This is a genomic window from Actinotalea soli (genome assembly GCF_017565425.1).
Classification (GTDB): domain Bacteria; phylum Actinomycetota; class Actinomycetes; order Actinomycetales; family Cellulomonadaceae; genus Actinotalea; species Actinotalea soli.
This window is the reverse complement of sequence record NZ_JAGEMK010000003.1, coordinates 1-20,131: the sequence shown is the minus strand read 5'-3', so window position 1 is coordinate 20,131 and position 20,131 is coordinate 1. Positions and strand designations below refer to the sequence as shown.

The following is a 20,131-nucleotide window of genomic DNA, read 5'->3' as shown; positions in this document are numbered from 1 at the left end:
AGGACAGCAGGCGAGCCTCATCGCAGCAGGACCACGGGCTCGGCCCCCGGCAGCAACGAGAGCGGGTCGACGTACTCGTCTCCCTCGCGGACGCCCCAGTGCAGGCACGTGGAGGCGCAGTGCACCGGGTCCGGAGCCACCGTCGCCACCACCTCGCCCGCGGCGACCACCTGCCCGACCACCACCACGGCCACCACGGGCTCGAAGCTCGACCGGCGACCGTCCGGGTGCGTCACGGTGAGCACCCCGCGGTCGACCACCCGCCCCGCGAAGGTGACCACGCCGTCGGACGGGGACATCACGGCGTCGCCGGGGCCCGCCGCCAGGTCCACCCCACGGTGGCCTGCGGCCCAGCGGACCGGAGGTGGGTCGAAGAGGCGCACGACGGTCCCGTCGACCGGGGCCCGGTAGGTGGACGACTCCGCTGCTGCTGCCGGCGCTGCCGAGGAGGTCGAGCGGGCCGCAGCGGGCACGCCGCCGTGGCCGGGGCCCGGGGGGTCGCCGTGGACCGGGGCGGCGCCGCTCACCAGGAGCGCGCCGGCGAGCAGCCCCGTCGTCAGGGTCCTCGGGCCGTGCGGGCGACGGCAGGCCTGCTCGGCGAGGGACGGGGGCGTCGGCTGCGCGAGGCCCGTGGGGCATCGGCGGGGTCTCCACGTCGTCATGGCGCAAGGTTGACCCTGGTCCGCCCGGTCGCCCTGCCCGGGACCCTCCCGCCTGGGGACGCGTGAGGAGCTCGCCGGCCTGGGGACGTGCCTGGGGTCCGACGGCCAGCCGTGCGGCACGGGTCAGGTAGGATGCTCGTTGCGCCCGGTCCGCCGGGTGACATCGCGTGCCATCCATCCCCGATCCAGCCGGTCCAGCCGGCGGCCCGGGGGCGTGTGCCGACAGCGGTCCGGTCTCCTCGTGGGTCCGGCGTCGGTCCCGCATGGCACCAGGGACGTCCGGTCAACCGATCGGCGTCGACAACCGGATGCGGGCTCCAGGGATGACCTGATGCCCGCCTGCACAGTGCGCGCGGCCCCGCGGGTCGCGCCGGAAGGACGTGCCATGGCCGTCGTGACCATGCGCCAGCTGCTCGAGAGCGGAGTCCACTTCGGGCACCAGACCCGTCGCTGGAACCCGAAGATGAAGCGGTTCATCTTCACCGAGCGCAACGGCATCTACATCGTCGACCTGCAGCAGTCGCTGTCGTACATCGACCGGGCCTACGAGTTCGTCAAGGAGACCGTCGCCCACGGCGGGACCATCCTCTTCGTCGGCACCAAGAAGCAGGCCCAGGAGCCGGTGGCCGAGCAGGCCGCCCGCGTCGGCATGCCCTACGTCAACCAGCGTTGGCTCGGTGGCATGCTCACCAACTTCCAGACGGTCAACAAGCGGCTCCAGCGCCTCAAGGAGCTCGAGGAGATCGACTTCGACGACGTCGCGGGCAGCGCCTTCACCAAGAAGGAGCTCCTCATCATGCGCCGCGAGAAGGACAAGCTCTCGCGCACCCTCGGCGGCATCCGTGACATGGCCAAGGTCCCCTCGGCCGTGTGGATCGTCGACACGAACAAGGAGCACCTCGCGGTCGACGAGGCGCGCAAGCTCGGGATCCCCGTCGTGGCGATCCTGGACACCAACTGCGACCCCGACCTGGTCGACTACCAGATCCCGGGCAACGACGACGCGATCCGTGCCGTCACCCTGCTCACCCGCGTGATCGCCGACGCCGCCGCCGAGGGGCTCATCGCTCGGCACTCGGGCAGGTCCGCGGCCAGCGAGGGCAGCGCCGAGACCCCGGCCGAGCCGCTCGCCGAGTGGGAGCAGGAGCTGCTCACGGGCAAGGACGCTGCTGCGACCGAGGGCACCGCTCAGGCCGAGCCCGAGACCGCCGCCCCTGCTGCCGAGGCCCCCGCCGCTGCTCAGCCCGAGGCTGAGGTCGCCGAGAGCCCGGCCGCCGAGGTCGCCGAGACCGAGGCCCCTGCGGTCGAGGCCCCCGCGACCGGTCAGGACGCCGCTCCTGCCGCAGCGACCGAGGGTGTCGCCGAGCCCGCCGCGGCGGACAAGCCCGCCAACTGACCCCGGACCGCGGGCCCTCCGTGGGCCCGCGGACCGACCGTGCGACAGACAAGGACATCTGGGATGGCGAACTACACCGCCGCAGACATCAAGGCGCTCCGTGAGCGCACCGGCGCGGGCATGCTCGACGTCAAGAAGGCCCTCGACGAGGCCGACGGCAACGCCGAGAAGGCTCTCGAGATCATCCGCGTCAAGGGACTCAAGGGCGTGAGCAAGCGCGAGGGTCGCGCGGCCTCGGACGGCCTGGTCGCCGCCCACGTGGCGGACGACGCCGCCGGCCAGACCGGGGTGCTCATCGAGCTCAACTCCGAGACCGACTTCGTCGCGAAGAACGCGACCTTCGTCGAGCTCGCGGACAAGGTGCTCGCGGCCGCCGTCGCGGCCGGGACCGAGGACGTCGCCGCCGTGCTGGCCTCCGAGGTCGACGGCACGAGCGTGCAGCGCACGATCGACGAGACTGCCGCCACCCTCGGGGAGAAGCTCGTGCTGCGCCGGGTGGCGCGGATCTCTGCCGAGAAGGTCACCGTGTACCTGCACAAGGTCAACAAGGACCTGCCCCCGCAGGTCGGCGTGCTGGTCGGCACGGACTCCGCGGCCGCCGAGGTCGCCAAGGACGTCGCGATGCACGTCGCCGCGTTCTCGCCGTCGTACCTGACCCGCGAGGACGTCCCGTCCGAGACGGTCGAGTCCGAGCGCCGGATCGCCGAGGAGACCTCGCGCAACGAGGGCAAGCCCGAGGCCGCCCTGCCCAAGATCATCGAGGGGCGTCTGACGGGCTTCTTCAAGGAGAGCGTCCTGGTCGACCAGGCCTTCGCCAAGGACAACAAGAAGACCGTCGGCAAGGTCGTCGAGGAGGCCGGGGGCACCCTCACCGCCTTCGCACGCTTCCGCGTCGGCGCCTGAACCAGACGTGCCGCGCCGGCGGCCCGGGCCTGTCGTGGGCCTGGGCCGCCGTCGCGCATCAGCACCGGACCGGGGGCGCGCCCCGGTGCACCTGACACTGGAGGAACCGTGGGGCAGGACGTGACCGTCGAGTCGGGGGACCAGGGGAGCGAGGCGGGCTCGCCCCGCCGGGTGCTGCTCAAGCTGTCGGGGGAGACCTTCGGGGGAGGCGGTGTCGGGCTCGCCCCCGACGTGGTGCAGCGCGTGGCGGGGGAGATCGCCGAGGCGGTCCGCGAGGGCGTGCAGGTCGCGATCGTCGTCGGCGGGGGCAACTTCTTCCGGGGGGCCGAGCTCTCGCAGCGGGGCCTGGACCGGGCCCGCGCCGACTACATGGGCATGCTCGGTACCGTGATGAACTGCCTGGCCCTGCAGGACTTCCTCGAGCAGGCCGGGGTGAGCACCCGGGTCCAGACCGCCATCACGATGGGCCAGGTCGCCGAGCCCTACATCCCCCTGCGGGCGATCCGTCACCTCGAGAAGGGCCGCGTCGTGATCTTCGGCGCCGGGGCCGGGATGCCCTTCTTCTCGACCGACACCGTGGCCGTCCAGCGCGCCCTCGAGACCCACTGCGACGAGGTCGTCATGGGGAAGAACGGTGTCGACGGCGTCTACACGGCGGACCCGCGCACCTCACCCGAGGCCGTCCGCCTCGACGAGCTGACGTACACCGACGCGCTCGTCGGCGGGCTCGAGGTCATGGATGCCACCGCCCTGAGCCTGTGCCGCGACAACCGGGTCCGCATGCGGGTGTTCGGCATGGGAGCGGCGGGCAACGTCACCCGTGCCCTCCGAGGTGAGAGGATCGGGACGCTGCTCAGCGAGGGCTGAGCAGCTCCGACGGGCAGGCCGGACGAGCAAGAACCCTGGGCACGGGCACCACGGCCCGCGCGCCAGGTGCGTGAGCCGACGAGACGAAGGAGCAGCGGGTGATCGACGACACCCTCCTCGAGGCCGAGGAGAAGATGGACAAGGCGATCGAGGTCGCCAAGGAGGACTTCGCGACGATCCGGACCGGGCGTGCGAATCCCGCGATGTTCACCAAGGTGACCGTGGAGTACTACGGTGCGCCGACCCCGCTCCAGCAGCTCGCCTCCTTCACGACCCCCGAGGCGCGCACGATCCTGATCACCCCCTTCGACCAGGGGTCCCTGGGTGGCATCGAGCGGGCCCTGCGGGACTCCGACCTCGGCGTGAACCCGAGCAACGACGGCAAGATCATCCGGGTGGTGCTGCCCCAGCTGACCGAGGAGCGCCGCCGGGACTACGTCAAGCTCGCCCGGCACAAGGCCGAGGACGCCCGCGTCTCCATCCGCAACGTGCGTCGTCGCGCCAAGGAGGAGCTCGACCGCATCGTCCGGGACGGTGAGGCAGGGGAGGACGAGGGGGCGCGGGCCGAGAAGGAGCTCGAGGCGGTGACGAAGCGCCACGTCGAGATGGTCGACCAGGTGCTCGCCGCCAAGGAGAGCGAGCTTCTCGAGGTCTGAATGACTGAGCTCGCCGGATCCGACGCCGCGACCCGCGGCCCCGCTGGGGCGCCGCGGGCCGGACGCAACCTCCCGATCGCCATCGCGGTCGGTCTCGCGCTCCTCGCGGTGGTCGCGGGGTCGCTGCTGTGGCGCAAGGAGCTCTTCCTCCTGCTCGCCGTCCTGGCGTGCGGCGCTGCCCTGTGGGAGCTCGCGCAGGCCTTCCGCCGCCGGGGGATCCACCTGCCTGTGCTGCCCCTCCTGGTCGGGACGGTCGGGATCCTCGTGTCCTCGTACACGGCCGGCTCGGAGGCCCTCGTCGTGGCCTTCATGCTCACGGCGGGGGGCGTGGTCGTCTGGCGGGTGCTGGACGGCAGCGGTCCTGCCGCGCTGCGCGACGCGGCGGCGGCGACCTTCGCGGCCGCGTACGTGCCGTTCATGGGTGGCTTCGTGATGCTCATGCTCGCCGAGCCTGACGGAGCGCGCCGGGTCGGGCTCTTCATCCTGCTCGCCGTCTCGAACGACGTGGGCGGCTACGTGGCCGGGGTCCTCGCGGGCCGGCACCCACTCGCTCCGTCGGTCAGCCCCAAGAAGTCCTGGGAGGGGCTGGCCGGGTCGCTCCTGCTGGCCTCGGTGATCGGGGCCGTGGGCATGGTCTGGGCCTTCCAGGCCTCGCCGCTCGTGGGTGTGGCGATCGGTGTGGCTGCCGTCCTCACCGCCACCCTCGGGGACCTTGCGGAGTCCCTGATCAAGCGTGACCTCGAGCTCAAGGACATGGGAAGCCTGCTCCCCGGCCACGGCGGCGTCCTCGACCGGCTCGACTCGATGCTCCTGACCGCCCCTCTCGTCTACCTCGTGCTGCTCGTCGCCCTGCCCGTCGTGGGGGACTGAGACGCATGGAAGGGTTCCAGTGCCATGGTTGAGGTGAGACCTGCCGACGAGCTGCCCCCGGGCCGCGTCCCGTTGGCTCTGACGTCCACACCCACGAAGCGCGGCAAGCCGCCGCGTCACTTCGCCGACCTCGCCCCCGAGGAGCAGGTCGCCGCCGTCACGGAGCTCGGGGAGAAGCCCTTCCGCGCCAAGCAGCTCGCGACGCACTATTACAGCCATCTCAGCGTCGACGCCGCCGAGATGACGGACCTGCCCCAGGCATCCCGGGACGCGCTCGTCGCGGGGCTCTTCCCTCCGCTGCTGACGCCGGTGCGCACCCTCGAGGCCGACGCTGGCACGACGGTCAAGACCCTGTGGCACCTGTACGACGGGGTGAAGGTCGAGTCGGTGCTCATGCGCTATCCCGGCCGCGCGACCCTGTGCGTCTCGAGCCAGGCGGGGTGCGGCATGGCCTGCCCGTTCTGCGCGACAGGGCAGCTCGGCCTGACCCGGAACCTCTCGACCGCCGAGGTCGTCGAGCAGGTACGGTCCGCTGCCCGGTCCTTGGCCGACGGCGAGATCGCGGGCGGCCCCGGGCGGCTCTCGAACGTCGTCTTCATGGGCATGGGCGAACCCCTCGCCAACTACCGGACGGTGCTCAACGCCGTGCGTCGGTTCGTCGCCCCCGCCCCGGAGGGGCTCGGCATCTCGGCACGCAACGTCACCGTGTCGACGGTCGGGCTCGTGCCCGCGATGCGACGGCTCGCCGGCGAGGGCATCCCCGTGACCCTCGCCCTGTCCCTGCACGCCCCTGACGACGAGCTGCGCAACGAGCTGGTCCCGATCAACACGCGGTGGTCGGTGGACGAGACCCTCGACGCGGCCCGGGGCTACTTCGAGGTCACCGGCCGCCGCGTGAGCATCGAGTACGCGCTCATCAAGGACATGAACGACCACGCGTGGCGCGCCGACCTGCTCGGCGAGAAGCTCACGGCGCGGGGACGTGGCTGGGTGCACGTCAACCCCATCCCGCTCAACCCGACCCCCGGCTCGATCTGGACGGCGAGCGAGCGCGAGGTCGAGGACGAGTTCGTGGCTCGGCTGCGCGGCCACGGGATCCCCACGACGGTGCGGGACACGCGCGGCAGCGACATCGACGGTGCCTGCGGGCAGCTCGCGGCGGAGGAGACCCCATGACGCAGATGTTCCGGACCGTCGGTCGGCTGCAGACCGGCTACGACCCGGACCAGGTCGACACCTTCTTCGAGCATGCGCGGCGGGTGTACGACGGCGATCGGACCGAGCCCATGACGGGCCGGGACGTCCGCCAGACGGCCTTCGACCTGGTGCGTGGGGGGTACGTGACCTCGGCGGTGGACGGCGCGATGGACCGGCTCGAGCGTGCCCTCGTGGCTCGTCAGCGCACCGAGTTCGTGGCGACCCACGGTCAGCAGGCGTGGATGGAGCACCTCGCCACCCAGGCCCGCAGCCTGTACCCGCGCCTGACCCGGCCCGACGGCGAGCGGTTCGCCCCTGCCCGGCGGGGCGAGCAGGGGTACGACCCCGACGACGTCGACGACCTGTGCCACCGGCTCGTCGACTACTTCGACAACGGGCAGACCCTCGCCTCGGACGAGGTGCGCCACGCGACCTTCGGGCGTCGCTCGGGTCGTCACGCCTACGCGGAGGCCTCGGTCGACGCCTTCTGCGACCGTGCCGTTGAGGTGCTTCTCGGGGTCGAGTGAGGGGCGCAGCAGACCCGTCGCTCGCGCGTCGGGGCGCCCGGGGCCGGGTGACGTCGGCGAGAATGGGCCGGTGACACAGCGCAGCGTGACCGTCCTCGGCTCGACCGGATCGATCGGGACCCAAGCTCTCGACGTGGTGCGTCAGCACCCGGACCGCTTCCGGGTCACGGGTCTCGCTGCGGGGGGCGGTCACCCTCGGCTGGTCGCCGAGCAGGTGCTCGAGACCGGCGCGCAGACCGTCGCCGTCGCGGACGTCACCGCAGGGATCGCCGTGCTGGAGCAGGTCACGCACCTCGCGGCCGCACGGGGCCTGCCCCACGTCGGGGTCGAGCTGCTCACCGGTCCGGAGGCGGCGAGCGAGCTCGCCGGACGTGGTGCCGACGTCGTGCTCAACGGCATCACTGGTTCGGTGGGGCTCGGCCCGACGTTGGCTGCCCTCGAGGCCGGCAGCAGCCTGGCCCTGGCCAACAAGGAGTCTCTCGTGGTCGGCGGGGCCCTGGTGCGTCGTGCCCAGCAGCGCCCCGACCAGGTGGTGCCGGTCGACTCCGAGCACTCGGCCATCGCCCAGTGCCTGCGGTCCGGGAGTCGGCCCGAGGTGCGTCGGCTGATCCTGACCGCCTCCGGCGGACCCTTCCGAGGATGGGCTCGGGAGGACCTCAGGAAGGTCGGGCCCCAGGAGGCGCTGGCCCACCCGACCTGGTCGATGGGGCCTGTCGTGACGATCAACTCCTCGACGCTGATGAACAAGGGCCTCGAGCTCATCGAGGCGCACCTGCTGTTCGACGTCCCGGTCGAGGACATCACGGTCGTCGTCCACCCGCAGTCGGTCGTGCACTCGATGGTCGAGTTCGTGGACGGATCGACCATCGCGCAGGCCTCTCCGCCCGACATGCGCCTGCCCATCGCGCTCGGGCTGTCCTGGCCCGAGCGCCTGGCCCCGGTCACGCCCCCCTGCGCCTGGGACCTCGCGACGAGCTGGACCTTCGAGCCTCTCGACGACGCCGTCTTCCCGGCGCTGCGTCTCGCCCGCGAGGCCGTCGCGGCCTCGGCGACCCACCCGGCCGTCTACAACGCGGCGAACGAGGAGTGCGTCGCGGCCTTCCTGGCCGGACGGATCGCCTTCCTCGACGTCGTGGACACGGTCGAGCGGGTGCTCGGCGAGCACGATCCCCAGGTGGCTGGTGACCTGACCCTCGAGGAGGTGCTCGCGGCCGAGAGCTGGGCGCGGGAGCGGGCCGAGCAGGTGCTCAGCCGTCGCTGACAGCTCCGGGACCCGTGGGGCGCGACCTCCAGTCGTGCAGGCCGGTCCGCTGCTTGAGGTGCACGAAGGTCTCGGTGGTGCGCACGCCGGGCAGGGTGCGGATCCGCTGGTTGAGCACCTCGAGCAGGTGCTCGTCGTCCACGCACACCACCGTCACCAGCAGGTCGAAGGCCCCCGCGGTGACCACCACGTCGTCGACCTCGGGGGTCCTCGCGAGGGCGTCACCCAGGGGTTCGAGATCCCCCTCGGCCTTGATGCCGATCATCGCCTGCCGGGCGAAGCCGAGGCGGGCCGGGTCGGTCACGGCCACGACCTGCACGACCCCCGACTCGACCAGGCGCTGGACCCGCTGCCGGACGGCCGCCTCGGAGAGCCCGACGGCCTTGCCGATCGCCGCGTAGGGCCTGCGCCCGTCCTGGCGGAGCTGGTCGATGATCGCGGTGGAGGTCGCGTCGAGGCCTGGGGCGCTGCGAGGGGACGTCATGACGCGATGCTCCCCGGCGAGGCCCCGCGGCGCAACGAGCCCCCCGGTCCGGCCCGTCGTGGGTCACCCGGACGGGTGTCGACGAATCGTGCCAAAGGGTCTAGTTTCGGCCCGTGACGGAGCGTGGACGGAGCACCGGGCCGGGCCCTGTGCCCGTCGTCGGCCCGTCGGACCCGCGGCTCGACGCGATCTACCAGGAGAACCTCACGGACCTGCTCCGCAAGGTGCTCGTGATCGGTCTGCTCCTCGGCCTGCCGACCATCGTGGCCGTGATCGTCGTGACCGGGCCCACCGACCCGCTCGTCGGCCGGGTCTACCCGCCGCTCGTCGTCTACCTCGCGGTGTACGCGTGGGTGCTGATGCGCCGACCCACGCGCGCGGTGGCCTTCTCGAGGCTCACCCTGGCCTTGATCCAGGCGGTCTGGGTCGTCGTCATGGTCTACCGCCTGCGCTCGGCCCCGGACGCCGCGGCGGGGTGGGCGAGCCTCTTCCCGACCACGTTCATGGGCCTGGTCATCTTCGTGCTCGTCGGGTACCTCGTCCACGACACGCGTCGGGCGCTGGTCAACGCCGCCACCGTGATCGCGGTGGTGACCGTCTGCGGGGCGATCGCCCTGCTGTCGGTCGACGGTGGCGACGCGTACCTCGTGGACCTGCTCCGGTACGCGGTGTACCTGTGCATCGTCGCGCTGCTCCTCCACGTGCTGGCCCGCGCCAAGGCCCGGCTCGGCCTCGCCCTCGCGGTGGCCCAGCAGGCGACGGCCGAGGCGCACGAGATGCGCGACATGGCCTACCTCGACCCGCTGACCGGGGTGGCGAACCGTCGCCGCCTGGTCGAGGAGCTCACCTTCCAGGCCCAGCACGTCAGCCCGGCGCACCCGGTGGCCGTCCTGTACTTCGACCTCGACCACTTCAAGCAGGTCAACGACGAGCACGGTCACGCGGTCGGGGACCAGGTCCTGACGACCGTCGCGGAGGTCGCGAGCCGTGTCGTGCGCCAGGGGGACCTCGTGGCCCGCGTGGGCGGCGAGGAGTTCGTCATCGTGGCCCCCGGGACCAGCCACGACCGCGCCGTCCAGGTGGCCGAACGGTTGCGCGAGGTGCTGCCGGAGGAGGTCGGCCTCGCGGTGGGCACCCGCATCACGGCCAGCTTCGGCGTCGTGGCCCTGCACCCGGCCGAGCCCGCCGTCGCGGTGCTCACCCGGGTCGACGCCCTCATGTACCACGCCAAGGTCGGCGGGCGGGACAGGGTGACGACCTCTCCGGTCTGAGGGCCGTCGGCAGGTCAGGAGGCATCGGCACGAGCACCCGGTCCGCCGGGGGAAGATGGAGCCCAGTCCGCGAGGGGTTCGCGGTGGAGGGACGGGAAGTCATGGCCTACGCGCTCGGCCTGGTCGTCATGCTGCTCGGGCTGCTCGTCTCGATCGCGCTGCACGAGGTCGGGCACATGGTGCCCGCCAAGCGCTTCGGGGTGCGTGTGAGCGCCTACATGGTCGGTTTCGGCCCGACGCTGTGGTCCCGGACCCGTGGCGAGACCGAGTACGGCCTCAAGGCGATCCCGCTGGGCGGGTACGTCCGCCTGGTCGGCATGTTCCCGCCCGCGGAGGTCGTGGGTGCCCGGCCCCGTGCGGGGCGGGTGGGCGAGCTCGTCAGCGAGGTCCGCGCGGCCTCGGCCGAGGAGATCCACCCGGGCGAGGAGCACCGGGCGTTCTACCGCCTGAGCACCCCCAAGAAGGTCGTGGTCATGCTGGGCGGGCCGTTGATGAACCTGCTCATCGCGGTGGTCCTGCTGGGCGCCGTGCTGATGGGGTACGGCCTGCCTGCCGGGGCGAGCACGACGGTCTCGAGCGTCTCGGCCTGCGTCCTGCCCGCCGATGCGCCGGCGGACCGGGTCTGCACGGAGAGCGACCCACCGGCCCCGGCAGCAGCCGCGGGGCTCGAGCCCGGCGACGAGCTGCTGACCTTCGCCGGGACCCCCACGCCGACCTGGGCGGACTTCCAGCAGGCCGTGCGTGCCGGGGGAGGGTCGCCGACCCAGCTCGTGGTCGAGCGGGACGGTGCCGAGGTGGTCCTCCAGATCGACCCCGTGCTGGCCGAGCGTCCGGTCTTCGACGAGGAGGGCGCTCTGGTGCTCGACGCGGACGGTGATCCCGTCCTGCGCGAGACCCCCTTCGTCGGGCTGACCCCTGCGACCGCCCGCGAGCGGCAGCCGGCCTCGGCCGTGCTGCCCGCGGTCGGGGACGCCACCTGGCAGACCCTCGGGGCGATCGTGACCCTGCCGGTGCAGCTGGTCGGCATCGTCGGCGCGGTGGTCGGCGACGGCGAGCGCGACGCGAGCGGGGTGGTGGGCCCGGTAGGGGTCGGACGTTTCGCCGGCGAGGTCGCCGCCGCCGAGGGCGTCAGCGTCGCCGACCGGATGGTGAGTCTCGTCTCGCTCGTGGCGGCCCTGAACATCGCGCTCTTCGCCTTCAACCTCATCCCGCTGCTGCCGCTCGACGGCGGTCACGTCGCGGGGGCCCTGTGGGAGGGGGCCCGGCGGCAGGTCGCCCGGCTGCGAGGACGGTCCCGACCTGCTCCCTCGGACGTCGCGCGGATGATGCCGCTCGCCTACGGCGTCTTCATCGCGCTCATCGTGGTGGGGGTGGTGCTGCTCTACGCCGACCTCGTGCGGCCGATCACCCTCTGACGGTTCGGCACGAGGCCGCCCGCGGGGGATACTGGACCGGTGAGCCTCCCCATCAGCCTCGGAATGCCAGAAGCCCCACCGCCCGTCCTGGCCCCCCGACGACCGACCCGCAAGATCAAGGTCGGCTCGGTGGACGTCGGCGGAGACGCCCCTGTCTCCGTGCAGTCGATGACGACCACCAAGACGACGGACATCAACGCGACCCTCCAGCAGATCGCCGAGCTCACCGCCTCGGGCTGCGACATCGTCCGCGTCGCGTGCCCGACCGAGGAGGACGCCGCGGCGCTGCCGATCATCGCGAGGAAGTCGCAGATCCCGGTCATCGCCGACATCCACTTCCAGCCGAAGTACGTCTTCGCCGCGATCGACGCCGGGTGCGCCGCGGTGCGCGTGAACCCGGGCAACATCCGGAAGTTCGACGACCAGGTCGGAGCGATCGCCAAGGCCGCCCGCGAGGCCGGGGTCTCGATCCGGATCGGCGTCAACGCCGGCTCCCTCGACAAGCGTCTCCTCGAGAAGTACGGCAAGGCGACCCCTGAGGCCCTGGTCGAGTCGGCCGTCTGGGAGGCTTCCCTCTTCGAGGAGCACGACTTCCACGACTTCAAGATCTCGGTCAAGCACAACGACCCCGTCATCATGGTCCGGGCGTACGAGATGCTCTCGCAGCGGGGGGACTGGCCCCTACACCTCGGGGTGACCGAGGCAGGCCCGGCCTTCCAGGGCACCATCAAGTCCGCGACGGCCTTCGGCGCGCTGCTGAGCCAGGGCATCGGCGACACCATCCGGGTCTCCCTCTCGGCCCCGCCGGTCGAGGAGGTCAAGGTGGGCATCCAGATCCTGCAGTCCCTCAACCTGCGGCCCCGCAAGCTCGAGATCGTCTCGTGCCCCTCCTGCGGCAGGGCGCAGGTCGACGTCTACTCCCTCGCCGAGCGCGTGACCGCGGGCCTCGAGGGCATGGAGGTGCCCCTGCGGGTCGCCGTCATGGGCTGCGTCGTCAACGGCCCCGGGGAGGCCCGCGAGGCCGACCTCGGCGTCGCCTCGGGCAACGGCAAGGGGCAGATCTTCGTCAAGGGCGAGGTCATCAAGACGGTCCCGGAGTCGCAGATCGTGGAGACCCTGATCGAGGAGGCCATGCGTCTGGCCGAGACCATGGAGCCCGCCGAGGGCGGGGCCCCGGTCATCTCGGTCAGCTGACCGCGAGGGCAGGGCGAGGGGTGAGCCCGCGCTGGTCGGCCGTGGTGCACAATCGCCCCATGGGACGCCGGAGCGCCGTAGGAGCCGCGAGGTCGGTCGTGACGGACGTCGACCTGCGCGCGGCCGCCCGGTTGTGCGAGCGGGACCCCGTGGCCTCGGTGCTCGCCGCCTCCCGGATCGAGTCACTCCTAGCCGGCGGCGGTACCCGCGGCGGGAGCGCGTTGTGGGGGGTCGAGCGCGAGGGCCGGCTCGAGGCGCTGTGCTGGGCGGGGGCCAACCTGGTGCCGGTGTGCTCCCCGGAGGACGCTGCGGCCCTCGACGCGTTCGCGGCGACGGCCCTGCGTCAGGGACGGCGCTGCTCCTCGATCGTCGGGGAGGCGGGGGCAGTCCTGGGCCTGTGGGAGCGGCTCAGCGCGAGCTGGGGACCCGCCCGCGAGGTCCGGGCCGACCAGCCCTCCCTCGCCATCTCGGCTCCGCCCGCGGTCGAGCCCGACCCGCAGGTGCGGCTGACGGCCCCGGACGAGCTCGGGGTGCTCCTGCCTGCCTGCGTCGAGATGTTCGTCGAGGAGGTCGGGTACTCGCCGCTGACCGGAGCCCCCGGCGCCTACGAGGCCCGGGTCCGGTCCCTGGTCCGAGACCGGCGGTCCTACCTGCGGATGATGCACGGGGACCTGGGTCCCGAGGTCGCGTTCAAGGCCGAGCTCGGGGCCGTCACCCGCGCCGTGGCCCAGGTCCAGGGGGTCTGGGTGGCCCCCTCGCTGCGAGGGCGCGGCCTCGCCGCCCCCGGCATGGCGGCCGTGGTGGCGGCGGCGCTGGCTGCGACGCCTACCGTCTCCCTCTACGTGAACCGCTACAACGAGCGGGCGCTGGCGACCTACCGCCGGGTCGGCTTCGAGCAGGTCGGCACCTACGCGACCGTCCTCTTCTGAGACCGAGCGCCCTGGCCGCCGGGCCCGCGTCGCGGCTCACCGCAGCAGGCGCGACATCCGCCGGTCCGCGAGCGGCTTGCCGCCGGTCTGGCACGTCGGGCAGTACTGCAGGGAGCGGTCGGCGAAGGCGACCTCCCGCACGGTGTCGCCGCACACCGGGCAGGCCTCCCCGGCCCGTCCGTGGACGTGCATCCCGCGGCGCTTGGCGTCCTTGAGCTCGGTCGCCGGTCGCCCCGCAGAGGCCTCGACGGCCTGGCGCAGCACCTCGAGCGTCGCGGTGTGCAGTCGCTCGAGGTCCGTCCGGTCGAGGGATCGGGTCAGTGCGAAGGGGCTCGTCCGCGCCGTGTGCAGGATCTCGTCGGAGTAGGCGTTCCCGATGCCCGCGATCTGCGACTGGTCGCGCAGCAGACCCTTGACCTGCTGGTTGCGGGCCGCCGCGAGCTCGGTGAGGCGCTCGACGGTGAACTCCGGCCCGAGGGGGTCCACGCCGAGGGAGGCGATCGCCGCCACCTCGCCGGGGTCGGTCACCAGGTGGACCGCGAGCCGCTTGCGCGTCCCGGCCTCGGTCAGGGCGAACCCCGATCCGTCGTCGAGCCGGACGCGCAGGGCCAGGGCCGACCTCCCCGGGCGGGCCGGGGTCGTGGGCAGCTCGTCGTACCACCGCAGCCATCCTGCGCGGGAGAGGTGGGTGACCAGGTGGACGGGCGCGGCCTCGGGGCCCGTCCTCAGGTCGATCCACTTGCCGTGGCGTCCGACGTCGAGCACCGGCCGGCCGACGAGGTCCTCGGGCGCGGGGGAGAACGTCTTGAGAGCACTGATCGCCACGACCTCGACCCCGGCCACGGCACGCCCTGCGGTGCGCTCGCCGAGGAACCGGCTGAGCGCCTCGACCTCGGGCAGCTCGGGCACGCGTCCATGGTGGACCAGGACGGTCGCGCGCGACACCCCGCGGCGTCAGGAGGGGCCTGGCCCGCCAGTAGGCTGGCCCTCATGCTGCTGCGGATGTCGACCTTGTTCGTGCGGACCCTGCGCGAGGACCCGGCCGACGCCGAGGTCCCCAGCCACCGCCTCCTCGTCCGGGCGGGCTACATCCGCCGCGCGGCCCCGGGGGTCTACTCGTGGCTGCCCCTCGGGCTCCGCGTGCTGGCCAAGGTCGAGCGCGTCGTGCGCGAGGAGATGGCGGCGATCGACGCGCAGGAGGTCCACTTCCCCGCGCTGCTCCCGCGCGAGCCCTACGAGGCCACCGGTCGCTGGACCGAGTACGGCCCGAACCTCTTCCGCCTCAAGGACCGCAAGGACGCGGACTACCTCCTCGCCCCGACCCACGAGGAGATGTTCACCCTCCTCGTCAAGGACCTGTACTCGTCGTACAAGGACCTGCCGCTCGCGCTCTACCAGATCCAGACCAAGTACCGCGACGAGGCCCGTCCGCGTGCCGGTCTGCTCCGTGGCCGCGAGTTCATCATGAAGGACGCGTACTCCTTCGACGTCGACGACGCCGGGCTCGAGCGTGCGTACCAGCGTCAGCGTGAGGCGTACCAGCGCATCTTCACGCGCCTGGGGATCGACTTCGTGATCGTGTCGGCGACCTCGGGGGCGATGGGCGGTTCGCACAGCGAGGAGTTCCTCATGCCGACCGCCATCGGCGAGGACACCTTCGTCCGCTCGGCCGGCGGGTATGCGGCCAACGTCGAGGCGGTCACCACCCCGGTGCCCGACGCCCTGCCGGTCGACGACGCCCCTGCTGCCCACGTCGAGGACACCCCGGACACGCCCACCATCGACACCCTCGTGGCTGTCGCGAACGAGCGCTTCCCCCGACCGGACCGGGCGTGGTCCGCGGCTGACACCCTCAAGAACGTCGTCGTGGTCCTCGACCACCCGGACGGCGAGCACGAGGTCGTGGTGGTCGGCGTCCCGGGGGACCGCGACGTCGACCTCAAGCGACTCGAGGCGGCCGTGGCGCCGGCCGCCGTGAGCGCCGCGGGCGACGCCGACTTCGCGACGCGACCTGAGCTGGTCAAGGGCTACATCGGCCCCGGGGTCCTCGGGCGGACGAACACCGGCCGCGAGGACGCCGTGCGCTACCTGCTCGACCCGCGCGTGGTCGCGGGGACACGGTGGATCACCGGGGCCGACGCGCCCGGCAAGCACGTCTTCGACCTCGTCGCGGGCCGCGACTTCGTCGGTGACGGCACCATCGAGGCCGCCACGGTGCGGGCCGGTGACCCGGCCCCTGACGGCTCCGGACCTCTCGAGCTGGCCCGCGGCATCGAGATCGGCCACATCTTCGCGCTCGGGCGCAAGTACGCGGAGTCCCTCGGGCTGAAGGTGCTCAACGAGAACGGCAAGGCCGTGACGGTGACGATGGGCTCGTACGGGATCGGTGTCTCGCGTGCGGTCGCCGCCCTCGCCGAGACCAACCACGACGAGGCCGGGCTCGCGTGGCCCGCCCAGGTGGCCCCGGTGCACGTGCACCTGGTCGCGACGGGCAAGGACCCCGCGGTCTTCGCCGCGTGCGAGGAGCTCGCGGCGGACCTCGACGGCCGTGGGGTCGAGGTGCTCGTCGACGACCGGCCGAAGGTCTCGCCGGGGGTCAAGTTCGCCGACGCCGAGCTGCTCGGCGCCCCCGTGGTCGTCGTCGTCGGACGCGGGCTGGCCGAGGGAGTGGTCGAGGTGCGGCTGCGACGTGGTGCGGACGCCGCCGTCCCCCAGGAGGGCCGTCCCGAGGCGGTCCAGGTCCCCGTCGGTGAGGCCGCCGGTCACGTGGCGGAGCTCGTCGCGGGTCTGCTGGCGCCCTGACCCGGCGACCGAGCGCGCCGGGTCAGGCCTCGGACCCGTCCAGGCCCGGGAAGGTCGGCGCCGTCGTGCCGGCGGCGGTGGACGCCCGCGCGGCGTCGGTGAGCCCGGCGAGCATCGCCGGGCGGTCCTCGAGGCCCACGGTGGCCACCAGGGTCGCGTAGGTCCGGCTCAGCCCCTCCTCGACCTGCCCGAGCGCAGCCCGGGCCGCGGTGAGGTCCTCGGTCGCGGTGAGGGTCTCCGGCAGCGCGTAGACGTTGCGGCGTGGGTCGATGCCCGTCCCGCTCAGGGCCCCGGCCTGGGCCCAGGCCTCGGCCCGCTCCCGGTGCAGCGCTGCCCGACGGGCTGCTGTGCTGCGTGCCGCCTCGCTCGACCGTGCCGCGAGGACCTCCCAGGCGTAGCCGGCGGCGTCCTCGGAGCGGACCAGGACCGTCACGTCGGCGGCGGTGAGCCCCGAGGGCAGCTCCTCGGGGACGGCGAACGGCTCGAGCTCCTCGGCGCCAGGGGGCGGGCCGTCGGCCGCGGGCGCCGCCCCGGCCAGGGCCTCGGCCAGCAGCAGACGTGAGGTCGCGATCGACGCGAGGAGCCGCGCGAGGTCACCGTCCTCGACCTCGAGGACGTCGGCGCGTGCGGTCGCGGCTGTCTGGGACAGCAGCGCCGTCAGGTCCTCGAGGGTGCCGGGGAGAGCCTCGGGTACGTCCTCGACGTCCTCGGCGTCCTCCGTGTCACCGCCCCCCTCGGTCCCGTTCTGCGCCCCGGTGCCGTCCTGGTCCACGGCCCCGTCCTGGTCGACGCCTCCCGGGGGCAGGGCCGTCGGCGCGTAGCCGGGGCCTGGGTCGTAGACGCCGCCGAGGGCCTCGACATGGGCCTGGGAGTCCTCGACGACCTGCTCGAGCGCGGTCTCCGCCGCAGCCTCGCCCTCGGGGTCCGTCCGCCGCGCGAGGGCGCCGAGGGCCACGGCGTCCGCCGTCGTGCGCTGCCGCACGGTCTCGACGGCGTCGGGCTCGAGGGGATCCGGGTGCGGGGTCTCCAGGCGCAGGCCGCAACCTGCCAGCAGGAGCCCGACGGCCAGGAGGGCGCCCAGACGCAGCCCGGGGCCGGGGGAGGGCGACGTGGGGCTCTGCGGGCGCTGTGCAGGGGGCATCGCGGGCGATCCTGCCACGCCGGGGGCCGCGAGAGTCGTTAGGCTGGGCCGCGACAAGTCAAGAGGGTCGTATCCACGTCGGGTAGCCCGCACCGACCCACGGGAGGCGAACATGGTCACGTCCGCAGGCTCTGGTCCAGCAGATCGAGTCCGCGAGGTGGTCCGGCCGGTCGTCGAGACAGCGGGCCTGCACCTCGAGGAGGTCACGGTCAGCTCCGCCGGACGGCGCTCCGTCGTCCGCGTGGTCCTCGACCTGGACGAGCACGCCGTCGGCAGCCTCGACCTCGACACGCTCGGAGAGGTCTCCCGCGCGGTCTCGGCCGCGATGGATGCCGCCGACCCCGTGCGGGGCGAGCACGTCCTCGAGGTCTCCACCCCGGGCACCGACCGTCCGCTCACCGAGCTGCGTCACTTCCGTCGGGCCCGGACCCGACTCGTCGCTCTCACCACGCGGGACGGGTCGACCCTCGAGGGGCGACTCCTCGACGCGGGCGAGGACGGGCTGGTCCTCGAGACCGGCACCGGCAGCACCCAGCAGGTACCCCTGGACCACGTGGTCCGGGGTGAGGTCCGCGTCGAGCTCCGACGGGCCGAGGACGACGAGGAGGGCGACGCCTGATGGACATCGACATGACCGCGCTGCGTCTGGTCGAGCACGAGCGGGACGTCAGCCTCGACACGCTCCTGTCAGCGATCGAGCAGGCGCTGCTGTCGGCCTACCACCGCACGCCGGGGGCGTTGACCGAGGCGAGGGTCGAGATCGACCGACGGTCGGGCCACGTGACCGTGTGGGCCCGCGAGCCGGTCGAGCAGCCTCCGGCGGAGGAGGGCCAGGTCACCCCTGACACGCCGAGCACGGGGCCCGAGTTCGACCACACCCCCGAGGGGTTCGGTCGGGTCGCCACGGCGACCGCGCGCCAGGTCATCGTCCAGCGCTTGCGCGATGCCGAGGACGAGCAGGTGCTCGGTGCCTTCCGGGGCACCGAGGGCGAGGTCCTCGCCGGGGTCATCCAGCAGGGTCGGGACCCGCGGACCGTCCTCGTGGCGGTCCGGGGCACGGAGGCTGTCCTGCCGGCGCACGAGCAGGTGCCGACCGAGAGGTACGTGCACGGCGAACGGCTGCGGGCGTACGTCCTGGACGTCTCGCGGGGGGCGAAGGGCCCGTCGATCACGCTGTCTCGCACCCACCCGGGACTGGTCCGCAAGCTCTTCGAGCTCGAGGTCCCCGAGGTCGCCGACGGGTCGGTCGAGATCACCGCGATCGCCCGCGAGGCCGGGCACCGGACGAAGATCGCCGTCCGGACCTCGGTCGCGGGGCTCAACGCCAAGGGGGCCTGCATCGGTCCGATGGGCTCGCGGGTCCGCGCGGTCATGGCCGAGCTGCACGGCGAGAAGATCGACATCGTCGACCACAGCGACGACCCCGCCCAGATGGTGGCCCACGCCCTCTCGCCGGCCCACGTGACCTCGGTCACGGTGGTCGACGCCGCAGCCCGGGCCGCGCGCGTGGTGGTGCCCGACTTCCAGCTCTCCCTCGCGATCGGCAAGGAGGGCCAGAACGCCCGGCTGGCCGCCAAGCTGACCGGCTGGCGGATCGACATCCGGCCCGACACCCCCGGTGCCGAGGACGCCCCGACCGAGGCCGCGAGGACCCCGGAGGGCGGGACCGAGGAGCCTTCCGGTCCCACGCCGTGACCAAGGGCGCTAGACTCTCTGGGGCTGGACCGCGCGTCCGGCCCCCAGAACGTGCACCACAGGGCGCGGCCGACACCGGCTTCGTCACGGATCCTCCCGAGGGTCCCGTGCGCACGTGCGTGGGGTGCCGGGAACGCGGCCAGCGGTCCGCCCTGCTGCGGGTCGTCCGTGTCGTCCTCGGGGAGAGAGATCTCGCCGTGGTGGACCCGGGCCGTGACCGTCCTGGTCGGGGAGCCTGGTTGCACCCCGACCCGCAGTGCCTCGACCTCGCCGAACGGCGTCGTGCTCTCCCGCGTGCCCTGCGCGCAGGTCCGCTCGACATCGCCGCCGTCCGGCAGTACGTCGAGGAAGGCCCGGTCGACTGACCGTGCCTGTCCGTCGTTCATCGAGAAGGAAAGCGGGTTGGAAGCCGATGGGCACCCGATGAGTACCCGGCGATGAGTACCCAGCACTAACGACGGTCCACCCTGTCCGGGCGGGCCGAGACAGGAGAGTTGTGGCAAAGGTCCGCGTCTACGAGCTCGCAAAGGAGCTCGGGGTCGAGAGCAAGGCCATCATGGCCAAGCTCAACGAGATGGGGGAGTTCGTCCGGTCGGCATCGTCGACCATCGAGCCGCCCGTCGTCCGCAAGCTGCGTGACGCCTACCCGGTCGGCTCCGCGCCGGCCGCCGAGGCGTCCCCCAAGAAGCCCGCCGCGCGCAAGCCCGCGGCCCGTCCGAGCGCCCCCGCCGCGCCCGAGCAGGCGGCGACGCCAGCTCCCGCCGCGCCGCAGGAGCCCACCCCGGCGGCCCCCGCGCCGTCGACCCCGGTCCCGTCGGCACCCACGCCCTCGGCCCCGGCCCCCGCCGCCCCGGCGGCCGC

At 73.0% G+C, this 20,131-nt stretch carries 21 protein-coding genes; 17 read left to right on the top strand and 4 right to left on the bottom strand.

Annotated elements, in window-relative coordinates; genetic code table 11:
• Positions 1–17: 17 nt before the first annotated feature.
• Positions 18–662, bottom strand: coding sequence for a M23 family metallopeptidase (locus J4G33_RS07000; protein ID WP_208055245.1), 645 nt, complete (start codon positions 660–662; stop codon positions 18–20).
• 385 nt (positions 663–1,047) lie between these two features.
• Between J4G33_RS07000 and rpsB the strand changes: the two genes are divergently transcribed.
• From rpsB to dxr, 8 genes are all read left to right on the top strand, one after another.
• Entirely contained in the window at positions 1,048–2,058 is a 1,011-nt protein-coding gene (gene rpsB / locus J4G33_RS06995; protein ID WP_208055244.1) for a 30S ribosomal protein S2, read from the top strand.
• 63 nt (positions 2,059–2,121) lie between these two features.
• Positions 2,122–2,961, top strand: a complete 840-nt coding sequence (gene tsf, locus J4G33_RS06990; protein WP_208055243.1) for a translation elongation factor Ts — start codon at positions 2,122–2,124, stop codon at positions 2,959–2,961.
• 108 nt (positions 2,962–3,069) lie between these two features.
• Positions 3,070–3,828, top strand: a complete 759-nt coding sequence (pyrH, locus tag J4G33_RS06985; protein WP_307793790.1) for a UMP kinase — start codon at positions 3,070–3,072, stop codon at positions 3,826–3,828.
• Positions 3,829–3,926: 98 nt separating this feature from the next.
• The gene (gene frr, locus J4G33_RS06980; RefSeq protein WP_208055242.1) at positions 3,927–4,484 is read left to right on the top strand and encodes a ribosome recycling factor; all 558 of its coding nucleotides are present in this window, start codon (positions 3,927–3,929) and stop codon (positions 4,482–4,484) included.
• Positions 4,485–5,354 (top strand): phosphatidate cytidylyltransferase, encoded by an 870-nt coding sequence (locus J4G33_RS06975; protein ID WP_208055241.1) that lies wholly within the window; start codon positions 4,485–4,487, stop codon positions 5,352–5,354.
• Between the two features lie 24 nt (positions 5,355–5,378).
• Complete coding sequence (gene rlmN, locus J4G33_RS06970; RefSeq protein WP_208055240.1) at positions 5,379–6,530, top strand: dual-specificity RNA methyltransferase RlmN; 1,152 nt, start codon at positions 5,379–5,381, stop codon at positions 6,528–6,530.
• Complete coding sequence (locus tag J4G33_RS06965; RefSeq protein WP_208055239.1) at positions 6,527–7,078, top strand: DivIVA domain-containing protein; 552 nt, start codon at positions 6,527–6,529, stop codon at positions 7,076–7,078. Before rlmN ends, J4G33_RS06965 begins: the two co-directional genes overlap by 4 nt.
• 70 nt (positions 7,079–7,148) lie before the next feature.
• Positions 7,149–8,339: a 1-deoxy-D-xylulose-5-phosphate reductoisomerase gene (gene dxr, locus J4G33_RS06960; protein WP_208055238.1), complete on the top strand. Its 1,191-nt coding sequence runs from the start codon at positions 7,149–7,151 to the stop codon at positions 8,337–8,339.
• On the opposite strand, the gene J4G33_RS06955 is transcribed toward dxr, so the two are convergent.
• Positions 8,326–8,823 carry an Lrp/AsnC family transcriptional regulator gene (locus J4G33_RS06955; RefSeq protein ID WP_208055237.1) on the bottom strand — a complete coding sequence of 166 codons (498 nt, stop codon included), beginning with the start codon at positions 8,821–8,823 and terminating at the stop codon, positions 8,326–8,328. The genes dxr and J4G33_RS06955 overlap by 14 nt on opposite strands.
• A 113-nt stretch (positions 8,824–8,936) precedes the next feature.
• On the opposite strand from J4G33_RS06955, the gene J4G33_RS17750 reads away from it, so the two are divergent.
• The 4 genes from J4G33_RS17750 to J4G33_RS06935 all read left to right on the top strand — a co-directional run bounded on the left by J4G33_RS17750 (position 8,937) and on the right by J4G33_RS06935 (position 13,632).
• Positions 8,937–10,094, top strand: coding sequence for a GGDEF domain-containing protein (locus J4G33_RS17750; RefSeq protein ID WP_208055236.1), 1,158 nt, complete (start codon positions 8,937–8,939; stop codon positions 10,092–10,094).
• Positions 10,095–10,177: 83 nt separating this feature from the next.
• Entirely contained in the window at positions 10,178–11,509 is a 1,332-nt protein-coding gene (locus tag J4G33_RS06945; RefSeq protein ID WP_307793789.1) for a M50 family metallopeptidase, read from the top strand.
• 39 nt (positions 11,510–11,548) lie between these two features.
• On the top strand, positions 11,549–12,703 hold the full coding sequence (gene ispG / locus J4G33_RS06940) for a flavodoxin-dependent (E)-4-hydroxy-3-methylbut-2-enyl-diphosphate synthase (RefSeq protein WP_208055235.1): 1,155 nt from the start codon (positions 11,549–11,551) through the stop codon (positions 12,701–12,703).
• Between the two features lie 59 nt (positions 12,704–12,762).
• Positions 12,763–13,632, top strand: a complete 870-nt coding sequence (locus J4G33_RS06935; RefSeq protein ID WP_208055234.1) for a GNAT family N-acetyltransferase — start codon at positions 12,763–12,765, stop codon at positions 13,630–13,632.
• 36 nt (positions 13,633–13,668) lie between these two features.
• Here J4G33_RS06935 and J4G33_RS06930 read toward each other — a convergent pair whose 3' ends face one another.
• On the bottom strand, positions 13,669–14,541 hold the full coding sequence (locus tag J4G33_RS06930) for an Fpg/Nei family DNA glycosylase (RefSeq protein WP_208055233.1): 873 nt from the start codon (positions 14,539–14,541) through the stop codon (positions 13,669–13,671).
• 81 nt (positions 14,542–14,622) lie between these two features.
• On the opposite strand from J4G33_RS06930, the gene J4G33_RS06925 reads away from it, so the two are divergent.
• On the top strand, positions 14,623–16,434 hold the full coding sequence (locus J4G33_RS06925; RefSeq protein ID WP_208055232.1) for a proline--tRNA ligase: 1,812 nt from the start codon (positions 14,623–14,625) through the stop codon (positions 16,432–16,434).
• Positions 16,435–16,456: 22 nt separating this feature from the next.
• Here J4G33_RS06925 and J4G33_RS06920 read toward each other — a convergent pair whose 3' ends face one another.
• Positions 16,457–17,575, bottom strand: a complete 1,119-nt coding sequence (locus J4G33_RS06920) for a DUF4439 domain-containing protein (protein ID WP_208055231.1) — start codon at positions 17,573–17,575, stop codon at positions 16,457–16,459.
• Positions 17,576–17,732: 157 nt separating this feature from the next.
• Between J4G33_RS06920 and rimP the strand changes: the two genes are divergently transcribed.
• The 4 genes from rimP to J4G33_RS06900 form a co-directional block, all read left to right on the top strand.
• Positions 17,733–18,194 carry a ribosome maturation factor RimP gene (gene rimP / locus J4G33_RS06915; RefSeq protein WP_307793788.1) on the top strand — a complete coding sequence of 154 codons (462 nt, stop codon included), beginning with the start codon at positions 17,733–17,735 and terminating at the stop codon, positions 18,192–18,194.
• Positions 18,194–19,270 carry a transcription termination factor NusA gene (gene nusA, locus J4G33_RS06910; RefSeq protein WP_208055229.1) on the top strand — a complete coding sequence of 359 codons (1,077 nt, stop codon included), beginning with the start codon at positions 18,194–18,196 and terminating at the stop codon, positions 19,268–19,270. The genes rimP and nusA overlap by 1 nt, the downstream gene beginning before the upstream one ends.
• 107 nt (positions 19,271–19,377) lie before the next feature.
• Positions 19,378–19,635 (top strand): YlxR family protein, encoded by a 258-nt coding sequence (locus tag J4G33_RS17070; RefSeq protein WP_307793787.1) that lies wholly within the window; start codon positions 19,378–19,380, stop codon positions 19,633–19,635.
• Between the two features lie 131 nt (positions 19,636–19,766).
• Positions 19,767–20,131 (top strand): translation initiation factor IF-2 N-terminal domain-containing protein (locus J4G33_RS06900; RefSeq protein WP_208055227.1); only part of this gene is annotated, 365 nt, incomplete at its 3' end.